This window comes from Mesorhizobium sp. ANAO-SY3R2, assembly GCF_042466635.1.
Taxonomy (GTDB): Bacteria; Pseudomonadota; Alphaproteobacteria; order Rhizobiales; family Rhizobiaceae; genus Aminobacter.
Genome location: NZ_CP159954.1, coordinates 378,344 through 393,440 on the forward strand (window position 1 = coordinate 378,344; position 15,097 = coordinate 393,440).

Annotated in this window: 14 protein-coding genes; 8 read left to right on the forward strand and 6 right to left on the reverse strand. The window is 64.3% G+C overall.

From position 1 onward, the window contains the following. Positions 1-27: 27 nt before the first annotated feature. From ABSY17_RS04540 to ABSY17_RS04555, 4 genes are all read left to right on the forward strand, one after another. Complete coding sequence (locus ABSY17_RS04540) at positions 28-1,014, forward strand: LacI family DNA-binding transcriptional regulator (RefSeq protein WP_378942070.1); 987 nt, start codon at positions 28-30, stop codon at positions 1,012-1,014. A gap of 152 nt (positions 1,015-1,166) precedes the next feature. Further along, the gene (locus ABSY17_RS04545) at positions 1,167-1,373 is read left to right on the forward strand and encodes a DUF2892 domain-containing protein (RefSeq protein WP_378942072.1); all 207 of its coding nucleotides are present in this window, start codon (positions 1,167-1,169) and stop codon (positions 1,371-1,373) included. Between the two features lie 53 nt (positions 1,374-1,426). After that, positions 1,427-1,756: an ArsR/SmtB family transcription factor gene (locus ABSY17_RS04550; RefSeq protein ID WP_378942074.1), complete on the forward strand. Its 330-nt coding sequence runs from the start codon at positions 1,427-1,429 to the stop codon at positions 1,754-1,756. 98 nt (positions 1,757-1,854) lie between these two features. After that, positions 1,855-2,751: an MBL fold metallo-hydrolase gene (locus tag ABSY17_RS04555; protein ID WP_378942077.1), complete on the forward strand. Its 897-nt coding sequence runs from the start codon at positions 1,855-1,857 to the stop codon at positions 2,749-2,751. 96 nt (positions 2,752-2,847) lie between these two features. On the opposite strand, the gene ABSY17_RS04560 is transcribed toward ABSY17_RS04555, so the two are convergent. The 4 genes from ABSY17_RS04560 to kynU all read right to left on the reverse strand — a co-directional run bounded on the left by ABSY17_RS04560 (position 2,848) and on the right by kynU (position 7,488). Then, positions 2,848-3,894: an amino acid ABC transporter permease gene (locus ABSY17_RS04560; protein WP_378942079.1), complete on the reverse strand. Its 1,047-nt coding sequence runs from the start codon at positions 3,892-3,894 to the stop codon at positions 2,848-2,850. After that, positions 3,891-5,042 (reverse strand): amino acid ABC transporter permease, encoded by a 1,152-nt coding sequence (locus ABSY17_RS04565; RefSeq protein WP_378942082.1) that lies wholly within the window; start codon positions 5,040-5,042, stop codon positions 3,891-3,893. Before ABSY17_RS04565 ends, ABSY17_RS04560 begins: the two co-directional genes overlap by 4 nt. 25 nt (positions 5,043-5,067) lie before the next feature. Further along, on the reverse strand, positions 5,068-6,102 hold the full coding sequence (locus tag ABSY17_RS04570) for an amino acid ABC transporter substrate-binding protein (protein ID WP_378942084.1): 1,035 nt from the start codon (positions 6,100-6,102) through the stop codon (positions 5,068-5,070). A 138-nt stretch (positions 6,103-6,240) separates the two neighbouring features. Then, positions 6,241-7,488, reverse strand: coding sequence for a kynureninase (kynU, locus tag ABSY17_RS04575; protein ID WP_378942087.1), 1,248 nt, complete (start codon positions 7,486-7,488; stop codon positions 6,241-6,243). Positions 7,489-7,659: 171 nt separating this feature from the next. Between kynU and ABSY17_RS04580 the strand changes: the two genes are divergently transcribed. From ABSY17_RS04580 to ABSY17_RS04590, 3 genes are all read left to right on the forward strand, one after another. Beyond that, entirely contained in the window at positions 7,660-8,391 is a 732-nt protein-coding gene (locus ABSY17_RS04580; RefSeq protein WP_378942089.1) for a GntR family transcriptional regulator, read from the forward strand. A 74-nt stretch (positions 8,392-8,465) separates the two neighbouring features. Continuing rightward, complete coding sequence (locus tag ABSY17_RS04585) at positions 8,466-10,142, forward strand: amidohydrolase (RefSeq protein ID WP_378942092.1); 1,677 nt, start codon at positions 8,466-8,468, stop codon at positions 10,140-10,142. A gap of 39 nt (positions 10,143-10,181) precedes the next feature. Continuing rightward, positions 10,182-11,057 carry an alpha/beta hydrolase gene (locus ABSY17_RS04590; protein WP_378942094.1) on the forward strand — a complete coding sequence of 292 codons (876 nt, stop codon included), beginning with the start codon at positions 10,182-10,184 and terminating at the stop codon, positions 11,055-11,057. Between the two features lie 174 nt (positions 11,058-11,231). Here ABSY17_RS04590 and ABSY17_RS04595 read toward each other — a convergent pair whose 3' ends face one another. Both ABSY17_RS04595 and ABSY17_RS04600 read right to left on the reverse strand, forming a co-directional pair. Then, positions 11,232-12,413 carry an ABC transporter substrate-binding protein gene (locus ABSY17_RS04595; protein ID WP_378942096.1) on the reverse strand — a complete coding sequence of 394 codons (1,182 nt, stop codon included), beginning with the start codon at positions 12,411-12,413 and terminating at the stop codon, positions 11,232-11,234. A 333-nt stretch (positions 12,414-12,746) separates the two neighbouring features. After that, a complete protein-coding gene (locus tag ABSY17_RS04600) occupies positions 12,747-13,673 on the reverse strand; it encodes a LysR family transcriptional regulator (protein ID WP_378942098.1) in 927 nt (308 codons plus the stop codon). A gap of 232 nt (positions 13,674-13,905) precedes the next feature. Between ABSY17_RS04600 and ABSY17_RS04605 the strand changes: the two genes are divergently transcribed. Further along, positions 13,906-15,063: an FAD-dependent oxidoreductase gene (locus tag ABSY17_RS04605; protein WP_378942101.1), complete on the forward strand. Its 1,158-nt coding sequence runs from the start codon at positions 13,906-13,908 to the stop codon at positions 15,061-15,063. Positions 15,064-15,097 lie beyond the last annotated feature (34 nt).

The window sequence follows — 15,097 nt, forward strand, 5'->3', positions numbered from 1 at the left end:
ACTCGTCGCAAGATGCAGCGGGTAACAATGAACGACGTGGCTGAAAAGGCGGATGTCTCGCCGTCGACCGTCTCGCTCTATCTGCGCCGTCCGGCCGAAGTATCGCCCGCCATCGGCAAGCGAATCGCCCATGCCATCGACGACCTCAACTATGTGCCGAGTTTCGTCGCCGGCGGTCTGGCAGCAGCATCGTCCCGCGCCGTCAGCATCATCGTGCCGTCGGTGCGCAACGCGTTCTTTGCCGAGACGGTCTCGGCGCTGCAGCTCGAGCTGGGCAAAGAGGGCCTGCACGTACTGCTTGGCCACACTGAATATTCCGAGCGCGAGGAAGAGAACCTCGTCCGCGCAGCACTTTCCTGGGCCCCTGCCGCAATCGTGCTGACCGGGCTGTCGCACAGCGCGGTCACGCAAAAGCTGCTGCGCGCCAGCAAGGTGCCGGTCGTCGAGATCTGGGAACTGGGCGGCCAGCCGCTCGACATTGCCGTCGGCTTCCACCACGAACAGGCCGGCGCCGCCGTCGCCTCGCACCTGATCGCCAGGGGCCGAAAGAAGCTCCTGTTCTTCGGCGCGCGCCTTCAGGAAGACCAACGCGCCACACAGCGTAGCGAGGGCTTCCTGCACTGCGCGCGCAACAGCGCGGGCATAAGCGTCGACATGATCCAGCACCCTGCCCCGGCAAGTGCCGAGGTCGGCTCGATGCTCCTGGCGCAGATGCTCGAGCAATACCCCGATACTGATGCCGTCGCCTGCTCCAACGATCTTGTCGCGCTCGGCGCGCTGTTCGAGTGCCAGCGACGCGGCATCAAGATACCGGAACAACTGGCCCTCGTCGGCTTCGGCGACATGAGCTTCAGCGCCACCTGCAACCCGCCGCTGACCACGGTGCGGCCCTCGGGCGACCTGATCGGGAGCGAGGCAGCGCGCCTGATCCTCGAGCGCATCAGGCGCCCCGAGGCGGCCGCGCCGCAGATCATCGACACACGCTTCATGCTGCTGCAGCGCCAGAGCAGCTGAGCCAAAAGGCTCAGCCTTCGGCCGCGCTAGCACCAGAATCTGACCAATCGCACCGCCAGTTGATACGCCCCAAAATCAATTGCAATATTTCACTTGCGTTTTTTTGCATTCAAAGATACGTAGTGGATAACATGACACAAAGGGGGTAACTCATGACCAAGAACGTCAAAGGCATCGAACGGATTCTGAGGATCGCTGCGGGCTTGCTGCTGTTGTCGCTGACCGTCTTTGTCGAGGGCAATGCGCGGTGGTGGGGACTTGTCGGCCTCGTACCGCTATTGAGCGGCCTGACATCCATCTGCCCGGCCAAGTCGATCTTCGGGCGCACCGGCTGCCGCCAACAGTGCGACGCAACATGAAACCTGCCACCAACAACCGCCCATCGATGGCGGCCCAGAATTAGGGTGCACCGATGTCACGGCTGTCCTGCGAAGCTGCCGATCTGAAGTCCAACGTCGACGAGGCGTCGGCCTTCCTCAAGAAACTGTCGAACCCCGACCGCCTTCTGGTCGCCTGCGCGCTCGTCGATGGCGAACGTTCGGTCAGGGAACTGGAAGACTTGCTGGGTATTCGCCAACCGGGACTTTCCCAGCAGCTCGCGGAACTCAGGGAAGCCGAACTGATCGTCGGGCGCAAGGACGGCAAGCAGGTCTTTTATAGACTCGCCGACCCCCGCGTCGAGGTCTTCATCGCCACCATGCACCAACTCTTCTGCGCCTCGGTGGGCGCTTCCGCAACCTAGCGGGGCTGAACCATGATCTGCATTGTTCGCAATGCAACCGATCGGCGCGCTACATCCAAAGAATCGGCCTGAGCCCCAACACAACAGGAACAATCGCAATGTCCGAGCTGTTCGCTTTCACGCCCGACCTGTCGGTCAAGCCGGAGGTCATCGCCTTCTTCGATGCGCCGACCAACACGATCAGCTACATCGTCAGGGATCCTGCTTCGAATGCCTGCGCCGTGGTCGATTCCGTCATGGACATCGACTATGCGGCCGGCCGCATCACCCATGACGGTGCCGACAGGATCGTCGCCTTCATCCAGGAAAAGGGCTGGAAGCTCGAATGGCTGATCGAGACCCACGTCCATGCCGACCACCTGTCGGGGGCGCCCTACATCCAGGAAAAGCTCGGCGGCAAGCTCGGGATCGGCGAGAATATCACCATCGTCCAGGACACTTTCGGCAAGATCTTCAACGAAGGCACCGAATTCCAGCGCGACGGCAGCCAGTTCGATCGGCTGTTCAAGGACGGCGACAGCTACACGATCGGCACGATGACCGTGCATGTGCTCCACACGCCGGGCCATACGCCCGCCTGCATGACCCATGTCGTCGGAGATGCCGCCTTCGTCGGCGATACGCTGTTCATGCCCGATGGCGGATCGGCGCGCGCCGATTTCCCCGGCGGCGATGCCCGCACGCTCTACCGCTCCATCCAGCGCGTACTGGCGCTGCCCGGAGAGACGCGGCTGTTCATGTGCCACGACTACGGTCCGAACGGCCGCGACATCCAGTGGGAAACGACTGTCGCCGCCGAGAAGGAACACAACATCCATGTCGGCAAGGGCACCAGCGAAGACGAGTTCGTGAAGATGCGCGAGGCGCGCGACAAGACGCTCGCCATGCCGAAACTGATCATCCCCTCGCTTCAGGTCAACATGCGCGCCGGCAAGCTTCCGCCCGCCGACAAGGACGGCAAGACCTTCCTCAAGGTTCCGGTCAACAAGCTCTGAAACCGGCCGTCGGTCGAGCATGGCCAGCACCGACGTCCTCCAGCATCGGACCGGCAAGATGGGTCCCAGCCGGTCCGGGGTCGTATCGGCTCTCGGCTAGCCGTGGTCGCGTCGCAATCTCCGTTCGAGGGAGCGGCTGTAGCGCGAGATGAAGAAGCAGAACGCGACATAGATGAGCGCCACGAAGATGTAGCCCTCCATGGCGAAGCTGCGCCATTGCGGATCGCCGAGCGCCTGCTTGGTCGCCAAAAGCAGATCGGTGAGACCGACGATGCCGACCAGCGAGGTGTCCTTGAACAGGCCGATGAACAGGTTGGCCATGGCCGGGATGGCATGGCGTAACGCCTGCGGCACGATGACGAGGAGCGAAGTCTGCCAATAGGTCAGGCCAAGCGCTTCGGCTGCCTGGTCCTGCCCCTCGGGCACGGCCTGCAGGCCACCGCGTATGGCTTCGGCGAGATAGGCGGCGCTGAACAGGGTGATGGCGGCCAGCGCGCGCAGCAACGCGTCGGCCTGCACCTTTCCGGGCAGGAACAGCGGGATCATGAACGAGGCCATGAACAGCACGGTGACCAGCGGCACGCCACGCACCATTTCGATGAAGGCGACGCAGATCGCCTTGACCAGGCGCAGACGCGAGCGCCGGCCAAGCGCCAGGACCACCGCCAGCGGGAAGGCGCCGACGATACCGCCCAGGGCCAGGAAGACGGTCAGCGGCAATCCACCCCACAGATCGGTCGGCACATAGTCGAGACCTAGCACGCCGCCGCGCATCAGCACGATGATCGTCACGACACCGGCTGCCCAGCCTGCCACCACCGTGCGCCAGCCGAAGCGCAGCGAGCAACTGGCCAGCACCAGCGTGATGGCCAGTGCGAGGGCGGTGAGCGGCCGCCACTGCTGTTCGTATGGGTAGCGGCCGAACAGGATCAGCCGGTACTTTTCGTGGACGAAGGCCCAGCAGGCCCCGCCATTGGCGCGACAGGTCTCCGGGGTGGCGGCAGCCCATGTCGCATCGGTGACGGCCCAGCGCAGCAGCGGCGGAACGAAGGCCACGAAGGCGGCCAGCATGGCCAGCGTCAGCAACGAATTGCCGACTGTTCCGAACAGGCGGTGGCGCAGCTTGAGGGCAGTCGCGCTCATTTCACACCGACCAGCGCGACACGCGCATTGTACCAGTTCATGAAGGCCGAGATCGAAAGGCTCATGGACAGGTAAACGGCCATCAGGATGGCGATGACCTCGACTGCCTGGCCGGTCTGGTTGATGATCGTATTGCCGATCGACATCAGGTCAGGGAACCCGATCGCAATGGCGAGCGAGGTGTTCTTGGCGAGGTTGAGGTACTGGCTGGCGAGCGGCGGCACGGCGACCTTCATTGCCTGCGGCAGGGTCACCAAGCGCATCGTCTGGCTGCGGCTGAGCCCGAGCGAGGCCGCGGCCTCCGACTGGCCCTTGTGAACGGACAGAATTCCGGCGCGCAGGATTTCGGCGATGAAGGCAGCGTTGTACAGCGACAGGCCAACCAGCAGCGCGGTCAGTTCGGGGGTCACGAGGCCGCCGCCCGAAAAGCCGAAACGCGTTGGGCTCGGCACGTCGAAGGGCGTGCTCGCTGCAATGTAGGCCAGTGCCGCTAGTGGTGGGCTCAGCAGCAGGAGCAGCCTTGGCCACAGCAATGCGGGCGCCCCGGTGAGATCGGCGCGGCGGCGCGACCAGAAGGCGTAGGCAAAAGAGGCGATGGCGCCAATGACCAGGGCGGCGACGACAAGTCCGGAGCCGGAGCGCAGGACCGGGAAATGCACGCCGCTCTTGGCGAGATAGAGACCCGGCAAGAGCTGCGGCGCATCGGTGGCCGCAGGCAGCATCTGGGTCAGCACCGCATACCAGACATAAAGCTGGAGCAGCAGCGGCACGTTGCGGATGAGTTCGACATAGGTGGTGGCGAGAGGGCTGACGAGCGGGTTGCGCGACAGGCTGGCTATGCCGACCACCAGGCCGATAACCGTCGAGAACACGATGCCGAGCACGGCCACGACCAAAGTGTTGAGCAGGCCGACCAGCAGTGCCGCACCATAGGTGGCGCGACCATCATAGGCGATGAAGCTCTCGCCGATCTCGAAATTTGCAGCCTGCCAGAGGAAACCGAAGCCGGTCCGGATCGAGCGCTCTTCGAGATTGCCGATCAGATTGATTGCCAGGAAGGCGACGATGCCGGCGACGAGCGCGAGCACCAGCACCTGCGTGACGATGCCGCGAAAGGCCGGATCGCTCCAGCCTCCCGCGATGCGCATTGATTGGGTAGCGCCCGTCATCGTTTCAGCGCACGGGCATCGGATACATCTGTCCGCCCTGCGTCCACAGCGCGTTGTTGCCACGCTCCATGGCAAGCGGCGTCTTGGTGCCGACATTACGCTCGAAGATCTCGCCGTAGTTGCCGACCCGCTTGATGGCGCGATAGGCCCAGGCGGCGTCGAGGCCGAGCTTTTCGCCCATGTCGCCCGAGGTGCCGAGCAGGCGCTGGATGCCGGGATCCTGGCTTTCCTTCATGGTGTCGACATTGGCCGAGGTGATGCCCTTTTCCTCTGCCTCGACGAGGGCAAACAGGGTCCACTTGGCGATGGTGTACCAGTCCAGATCGTTGCGCCCGACCACCGGGCCGAGCGGCTCCTTGGAAATAGACTCGGGCAGGATCTGCCATTCGTCAGGATTGGGCGCATCCGAGGCGCGCACCGAAGACAGGTAGGACATGTCGGCCGAGAAGGCCTGGCAGCGGCCGCTGAAGAAGGCGGCGCGGGCTTCGTTCTGCGATTCGAACACCACGGGGGTGAACTTCTTGCCGTTGGCACGGAAATAGTCTGCGATGTTGAGCTCGCTGGTGGTGCCAGTGGCGGTGCAGATGCTGGCGCCGTCGAGTTCGAGCGCGCTCTTGAGCCCGAGCGACTTGGGCACCAGGAAGCCCTGGCCGTCGTAGAAATAGACACCGGCGTAAAGCAGGCCGAGCGAGGCATCGCGCGTCAGCGTCCAGGTGGCGACGGTGGTCAGCATGTCGACCTCGCCGGACTGAAGCGCGGTGAAGCGCTGCTGCGGGCTGAGCGGAACGAATTTCTCCTTGGCGGCGTCGCCGAGAACCGCCGCCGAGACGGCCCGGCAGAAATCCGTCGTCAGGCCGGTCCACTGGCCCGAGCTGTCGGCAATCGAGAAGCCGCCGATGCCGGTTGAGACGCCACAGGCGACTTCGCCACGCTGGCGTATGCCGTCGAGGGTAGCACCGGCCTGTGCCGGCACGCTGATGCCGGCAGTCGCTGCAAGCAGCATCGCCCCGGCGATGCCGTTCCTGAGTAGGTCGTTCATTTCTGTTCCTCCCATCGTGATCTGCGCTTGCGCCCGGGCAGATCGCCCCGTGCCACCGCAGAGAGTTGCCGCCGCCACTCCCGGACGGCGCGATCCGGTGCTACCGGAATGATTGGCGCCCCGTCGGGCGCGCAGGCTTCAGGTCACCGCGCGCTTTCTGGAATAGCGCGGATCGCGCCAGCTTCCGCTCGTCAGCACGTCGATGAATGCGGTCGCCGCCTGATAGGTGTCGGCAAAGCTCAGATAGGCCGGCGCGAAGCCGAAGCGCATCATGTCCGGCGCGCGGAAGTCGCCGATGATGCCGCGGGCGATGAGCGCCTGCACCACGGCGTAGCCATCCGCGAAAGTGATCGACACATGGCTGCCACGCGCCGCCTCCTTGCGCGGTGTCACGATCGTCGCGCCATGCGCGCGGCAAGCGTCCTCCACCAGATCCATGAACAGCCCGGTCAAGGCCAGGCTCTTGGCGCGGATGTCGGCCATGTCGACGTCTTCGATGGCACTCAGGCCGGCGCCGAGCGCGCGCAGCGAAAGGATCGGCTGCGTGCCGCAAAGCAGCCGGCGCGCACCGGAGTCGGGGCGATAGCCGGTCTCGAAGGCAAACGGCGCGGCATGGCCCCACCAGCCTGAAAGCGGCTGGCGCATGGTCGTATGGTGACGTGCAGCGGCATAGATGAAGGCCGGCGAACCCGGGCCGCAATTGAGATATTTGTAGGTGCAACCGACAGCGAAGTCGGCCTCAGCCTCGTCGAGCAGAACCTCGATCACCCCGGCGCTGTGGCACAGGTCCCAGACCGCGATCGCGCCGGCCTCGTGAATGCGCCGCGTCAATGCCGCCATGTCGCGCAGCTCGCCGGTCTTGTAGTCGACATGGTTGACCAGAACGACGGCCGTGCGCTCGTCGATCAGGTCTTCGATCCTTGGTCCGTCCACGCCCTCGAGCAGCAGCTCGACATCAGGATGGCCGGCGACAACGCCTTCCGCGACATAGAGATCGGTCGGGAAGCTGGCGCTTTCGGCAACGACGGTCGTGCGCCCGGGGCGAAGTGAAAGCCCTGCCTGCAACGCCTTGTAGACATTGATCGAGGTCGAATCGCAAGCGACCGTCTGGCCTTTGGCCGCACCGATGAGTGCGCCGATGCGATCGCCCAACTCGTCGGTCAGGGTGAACCAGTTGGCCTCGTTCCAGCTGCCGACCAGCCCCTCGGCCCATTCCTTGCGCAAGGCGGTGTCGACTTCTTCGAACGCCGCGATCGGCGCTGGGCCGAGCGAATTTCCGGCGAGATAGACCCTGCCTTGCGGGAGATGGAAGCGGGCGCGGAGATGACGCAGCGGGTCGGCCGCGTCGCGCTGCTCGATCTCGCGCGGCACGCTGGCCAGCTTCATTGATACCGCCTGATTCATCATGCCCTCGGCTGTCGTCGCTGCGGACGCAGTCGATGGCGCCCCTTCGGAAACGATCATGGCTGCGAGATATCGAAGATGTCAACAGATATATATAATTGGCGACATCATGGAATGTTATATATACAAGGCAGGATTATATGAGGGACATTGATGGACGACAGTGAGGTCGCTACCAAGACCGAGACCGCATATCGAACCTTGCGGCAGGAAATCCTGGAAACCCGCCTGCAGCCCGGCGCCCCTTTGAAGCTCGGCGCACTGCGCGATGCCTATGGCATCGGCTGGACGCCCCTGCGCGAGGCGCTGTCGCGGCTGGAGGCGGAGCATCTGGTCATATCGAGCGCCAACAAGGGCTACACCGTTGCACCGGTCTCGATGGCCGAGCTGAGCGATCTGACCAATGCCCGTCGCCTCGTCGAGCTGCCGATGCTGGCCGAATCGATCGCCAATGGCGACGAAGAGTGGGAAACCCAGCTGGTTGCCGCGCATTTCCGCCTGTCGCGCTGCAAGCCGCCGGTCGAGAACCCGGAAGAACTGGTGATCAGCGACTGGGAGGAGCGGCATGAGGCCTTTCATCATGCGCTGCTGGCCGCCAGTAAGTCGCAGTGGCTGATGCGCTTCTATGTCCAGATCAAGGACCAGTTGCGCCGCCATCATCGCATCCTGGCGATCACGCCGGGCCTGGCCGCATCGAAGGGCCCGGAATGGCGCGACAGCGCTGCATTCCATTCGCTCCGCGATGCGCTAGCGATCGAGCCGCACACGGAACTGATGAACGCCGCCCTAGACCATGATGTCGACAAGGCCGTTGCACTGCTTGGTGCCCACATAGAGCTGACCAAGCAGGTCTTTTCGGTGGCGGACTTCAGCAAGCCACATTGAAGCCACCCCTGCCCTGCGAAACGTCCGGGCCCTTTTTCAGCGACATCCGTCGCAAACATGTTTTGAGGAATTGCATGACCATCGCGTTTCCCACCTGCAGTCCGACGATCGTGCTGCTGAACGGCCGGATCCTCGGGGAAGATGGAATTCACGAGGCCATGGCCATTGCCGGGTCGCGCATTGCCGCACTGGGCAAGTCGGAGACGATCGCCGCACTTGCGGAAACCGAAACGCAGGTCATCGACCTTGCCGGCCGCACCGTGGTGCCCGGACTGATCGACGGGCACGCGCATATGGACCGCGAGGGGCTCAAGAGCACGCTGCCGTCGCTCGCCGGCGCACGCTCGATCGAAGACATCGTCGAAAAGATCGCAGCCATTGCCCGTGACAAGAAGCCGGGCGAGTGGATCGTGACCATGCCGATCGGCGAGCCGCCGAGCTATGAGGACGTGCTGTCGGGCATCGCCGAAAATCGCTTCCCCAACCGCTGGGACCTCGACCGCGCAGCGCCCGACAACCCAGTCTATATCCGCTCGATCTGGGGCTATTGGCGCTCGACGCTGCCGCTGGTCTCGATCGCCAATAGTGCAGCGCTGCGGCTCGCCGGCATCGATGCGGCGACCGTAGCGCCGACGTCTTCCATCGAGATCTGCCGCGACGAGGCAACCGGCGAACCGAACGGCATCTTCATCGAAACCAACAAGATGCCGGTTGTCGAACTCTCGTTGATGCGGCAGGCACCGCACTTCACGCCTGCAGAGCGCGTGTCGGCGCTGGCGGCCTCGATGCAGGCCTACAACCGCGCCGGCACGACCAGCGTGTTCGAGGGCCACGGCGTTGCCTCCGAGGTACTCGACGCCTACCGCCAGGTGCGAGCAATGGGCCGGCAGACGGTGCGCGCCTCGATGATCTTCAGCCCAGCCTGGGGTTCGACCTCGCCCGACGACTGCCGCGCCCTGCTGCAATCCTGGGGCCATTGGCTCGCCGGCCGCGGTCTGGGCGACGAATGGCTGGGCATGGCGGGGCTCTATGGCGAGATCGACAATTCGGTCGAACGCGACCTGCGCAGCGCAGCCTTTCCCCAGACGGGATGGGCCGGCTTCCACTACAACTCGTCGCTGCCGCGCGATGCGCTCAAGACCGTACTCGTCGAAGCCGCGCGCAACGGCATCCGCGCCGTCGGCATCCTGCCGAACATGCTCGACCTGTTCGCCGAGGTCGACCAAATCGCCCCGCTCTCGGACCAGCGCTGGGTGCTGGGACACATCGTCAGCCTCACGCCCGACCAGATAAGGCAGGTCGCCGATCTCGGCCTCGCCGTCACCACCCATCTCACAGCCTATCTCTACAAGCGCGGCAGCGAACTGGTCGAAAAACTGGGCCAGGAGCGTGCCAGCGAGATCGTGCCACTGCGTTCGCTGCGCGATGCCGGCGTGCCGATCTCGTTTGGCAGCGACAACGTTCCCCTCAGCCTGTTTCATTCGATCGCACACGCCGTCAACCGGCGCGACCGCCTGGGTGCGCTGATCGCTCCCGACCAGGCGTTGACCCGCGAGGAAGCGCTCGAATGCGCGTCACTCGGTGGTGCCGCACTCACGTTCGAGGAGGCCGACAAGGGCTCCATCTCCGCGGGCAAGCTCGCGGACCTCGCAGTCTTGTCGGCCGATCCGCTGACCTGCCCGGCCGACCAACTGGCCCGGATCGGGTCCGAACTGACCATCGTCGACGGGCGTATCGTGCACCGTCAATAGCCGCCCATCCGGCGTCCGAACGCGAAAAGCAGGCTGGACATGAACCAATCGAAACCTGCCGCCGTCTTCCTCGACTACGATCAGGCGCGGCTCGACCTCAACTACAACCAGGGTGCCTGGGCGCCCAACGCCGACGAAATCATTGCCTGGTATCGTACAGCGAGCCTCGCGGCTCATGACAGGCTGCGGTGCCACAATCTTGCCTATGGCGAGGCACCACTCGAGCGGATCGACCTGTTTCCGGCGCGCGAAGCTGGGGCGCCGCTCGTCGTCTACGTGCATGGCGGTGCCTGGCGTTCGCTCGACCGCATGGACAGCGCCTACGCTGCCGAAGCGTTCGTCGGTGCCGGCATCAATTTCGCCGTGCTCGACTTCGCCAGCATCCCCAACGCCCGGCTGCCGGCAATGGTGGCGCAGGTGCGCCGCAGCATCGGCTGGCTGTCGCGGCATGCTGCAGAATATGGATGCAATGCTGATCGGCTTTTCGTCGTCGGCCATTCTTCCGGCGCACATCTCGTGGCCGCTGCACTGACCTCACTTTGCGACGATGGCGAAATAGCCCCCAACACCGTCAAGGGCGCGATCTGCGCCAGCGGCGCCTACGACCTGGAGGGCCCGATGCTGAGCGCACGCGGGACCTATCTGCAATTGAGCGGCGAGGAGGTGCAGGCGTTCGGCCCGATGCGCCACCTGTCGCGCATCGACTGCCCGATGATCGTCGCCTACGGTGACGGCGAGACCGACGAATATCGCCGGCATGCCAAAGCATTCCACGCTGGCCTGCTCGACGCCGGCAAAGTCAGCGAACTCATCGTCGCCGAAGGCCAGAACCATTTCGAGATCAGCACCACCCTGGCGCAGCCGGACGGCATCCTGTTTCGCGCCGCAATGGGGCTCGTTTCGCGCACTCGCTGAGGCTCTTACGCCGCCATAGCGGGAAGAGCCGGCGACCGGCTTGAACCGGCCAGAGCGGCAGCGGCGATCACAGGACCGAGCCTGAAAACCGGCGCCGCCGAACAGTCCTTCAATGGCTCCGCCACCTGCCAAGGCGTGGTGCGTCTTGGCTGGTGGCGGAGTATCAAACCGGCGTCAGTCGGCAGCAGGCATCTTGCAGTCGGCGGCGTAGCTGTCGCTGTGTGCGGTCAGCACCTTGCCGTCGGTCTTGAGCACCATCTTGCCGTCGGCACCCTTTTCAGCCTTGAGCGAATACCAGTCCTGCACCGGATGCTGGTTGGGGCCAAACTTGAATGGGCCGCGCACCGAGGGGATTTCCGAGGTCAGCAGCGCCTTGCGGAACGCCGGGACGTCTTCGACGCCGGCAGGGCTCTTCTCAAGACCCGCGCCGATCAGTAGTGCCGCGTCATAGCCTTGCGCTGCATAGTAGGTGATCGGGCGATCGCCGAACTTGGCGCGCCAGGCTTCGACGAAGGCCTTGTTGACCGGATTGTCGAAGTCGTCGTTCCAGTGGCTGGTGACCTTGACGCCGGCCGCCGCGTCGCCGACCGCCTGGACGATGACCTGGTCGAGCGACGCCGGATGCACGACCATCGGGATGTCCTTGAGCAGGCCCGACTGCTGGTACTGGCGCATGAAGGCGATGCCGAGGCCACCGGGCTCGAACTCATAGACGACGTCGGGCTTGGCGGCGCGGATCTGCGCCATCTCGGCGGCGAAGTCGGTCTGGTCAAGACCGGTATAGGTTTCGCCGACAACCTCGCCCTTGTAGAAGCGCTTGAAGGCGCCCATCGTTTCCTTGCCGGCCTGGTAGTTCGGCGCGATCAGGAAGGCCTTCTTGTAGCCGAGCGACTGGGCGAGTGCGCCAGCACTTTCGCCCTGGCTGTCATCCTGCCAGGAGCTGACGAAGTAGTTCGGGTGGCACTCCTTGCCGGCAAAGGTCGCCGAGGCGGTGTTGGCGCTGACATAGACCGCGTCATTGTCGAGGATGTCGGGCAGTGCTGCGAAGGCGACATTGGCGAAGACCATGCCGGTGAACAGCTTGATGCCCTGTTCGGACAGCATCTTGTCGGCGATCTGCTTGGCGTTGCCGGGCTTCAGGGAGTCGTCCTCGACGACCAGTTCAACCGCCTTGCCGCCAAGCTGGCCCTTGTTGGCGTCGATGGCGAGCTGGAAGCCGTCACGGATGTCCTGGCCGAGATAGCCGGCCGGACCGGACAGCGTGGTGATCATGCCGATCTTGAGCGGATCTTCGGCATAGGCCGCGCTCACGCTCAGGGCCAGAATTGCGGCCGACAGAATTCCCTTGAAATGCATTTGCTACTTTCCTCTCCGTGAATGTTCTCCGCCGGCTGGATACGACTGGCGTGACTCCCGATCACGGCCTCCAGCAGCACCTTCCGGCGGACAAACGAAATATGAAGAAGAGGTCGCAGCGAGGCATGCGATCATCCATCGGTTCCGCGGCAAGGACGCCGGCGCTCGTGCGTCGGTCTTCGCCTTGGGTCAGTGATCGCAGACACAACACGCTGCTCCTCCACGGTGTTGTCCAGCCGCAGAAGGTGGCGCAATCGAAGGCGCGGTAAATGGAAAACTCGTCATCCAGACATGACGGGAAGGAATATCGGCCGCTCGTCGATTACTGATACGTCATGACGCGAGATCGGCAGCCGTGCGCCGCAAGGTCTCGACCAGAACCTCGGCGGCGGGCGACAGCCGCGCGTTGGTGCGGGTGGTGATGCCGATCGGCATGGCGGTTGCGCGCAACGTCACGGGCAGGATGGTGATGGCGCCGGCTGCCGCCTCGCGGCGCGCAACTTGCGCGGGGAACACGCCGAGATAGTCGGCATCGACGAGCAAAGCGCGGTTGGTGAGCAGGGAAACCGAGTCCACGGCGTGCGACGGCGGCTCGAGCCCCTCCTCGCGGAAAGCGATGTCGATCTGCCGGCGCATGCTGGTTTCCTGCGGAGGCAGGATCCATTCCCAGCCGATCAGGTCGGCGAGGCTGACATAGGATCGCTCGGCCAAAGGATGGCCGCGACGGGCGACGACGCAGGCGATGTCGTCCATCAGCACTTCCTGCACCACATTGAGCCGGTCGCGCTGCTCCGACAGTCGTCCCACCACCATGTCGAGCTCGCCGGCCCGCAGAGCCGGGATCAACACGTCGTTGGTGCCTTCGACGATCTTGACCACCAGCTTCGGGCGTTCCCTGCGCAGGCGCGCAATCGCGGTCGGCAACAGCTCGGCGGACGCGGAAAGCAAGGTGCCGATCGCCACGCGTCCGCCGGTGCCGTCGCGCAGATCGGCCAAATGTTCCTCGGCATGCGCCAACTGGGTGATGACAAGGCGCGCGTGCTCGGCCAGCGTATCGCCGAACATCGTCGCCACCACGCCGCGATTGGTCCGGTCGAACAGCCTGGCCTTGGTCAGCGCCTCGACCTCCTGCAATGCCTTGGTCACCGCCGACTGGGTCATGTTCAGCCGCTTGGCCGCGCGCACGAGGTTGCCTTCCTCGACGATGGCCACGACCATGCGCAGATGACGAATTGTGAGACGGCTGGTGACGAGCTTCATCGCGGCCTTGTTTCTCAAGTGGAGATACGGAATTTGATATTCCAAATCCTCATAGAAATTTCCACAGAATTCACTTGTCTGAATGTCGGTTCGCTGAAACCTTTGCCCCGAGAGACGCCAGCCGCGCTCGGAGCGCTGCCGGTTCTGGGAGGTATTTTGGCCTGAGGTCGCCCGGTCGCGGCCTCGCCGCAATCGTCGGCAGCAGATGCCGCACGGGGAGGAAATTCACAACATGATGCAAAAATCCGAAGCCGGACGCCGCGCAGAGATCGCGGGCGCCGGGATTGGCGGCCTGACCACAGCCGCGGCACTGGCCCAGCGCGGCTGGTCGGTAACCGTGCACGAGCGTGCGCCGACGCTGAGGACCTTCGGTGCCGGCATCTATATCTGGAGCAACGGGCTACGCGTGCTCCAGGCCATCGGCGCCTACGACCAGGCGACCGTCGGCGCCCATATCGGCCCGCAGTTCCACACCCGCGACCACAACAACACGACGATGGAGGAAATCCCCATCAATGGTCATGGCGACGCCAAGCTGATCACCATCTTGCGCGAGCAACTGATCAACTCGCTGGTCGACACCTGCCGCAAAAGCGGCGTCGAGATCCTCACCAACTCTGAAGCCGTGGGGGCAACGCCGGAAGGCGAACTGCTGCTGGCCGATGGTTCGAAGCGCAAGGCCGACCTGATCGTCGGTGCCGACGGCATCAACTCCAAGATCCGCGATTCGCTCGACCTGATGATGTATCGCAAACATCTCGGCTACGGCGCGATCCGCATGCTGATCTCGCGCAACGACGCCGACGTGCCGGCAGAGGACCGCGAGCGCTACATCGAATATTTCACCGGCACGCGCCGCATCCTCTATACGCCGGCGAGCGCTGCCGACCTCTATGTCGCGCTGTGCTGTGCCGCCGACGATGCGGCCGCACTCAAGGTGCCGGCAGACCGCAAGCTGTGGACCGAATCCTTCCCGCATCTCGCCAATCTCGTCGCCCGGTTCGGCGATGCCGGCCGCTGGGATGCCTTCGAGGTGGTCAAGCTCAAGCAGTGGAGCAAGGGCCGCGTCGCGATCCTGGGCGATGCCGCACACGCCATGCCTCCCTATCTCGGACAGGGTGGCGGTTGCGCCTTGATGAATGGCCTCGGCCTTGCCGCCGCCGTCAGCGAAAGTGCCGATGTCGTGCAGGCGCTGGCCGACTGGGAAGCGCGCGAGCGCCCGATGACCGAGCACACGCAGGATACCGCCGAGCGCCTCGGCGACATGAACTTCTGGCCCGACGACGTGCGTTCGCAGGTGCTGAAGATCACCGGCAAGAGCCGAGAGATCGGCGCGGAGCGCATGAAGACCGCACGTCACGCACCGACCGCGACCGAAGCACTAGCCTAATCCCCCCCTTAGTGATCATTCAGGGACGCTGCGA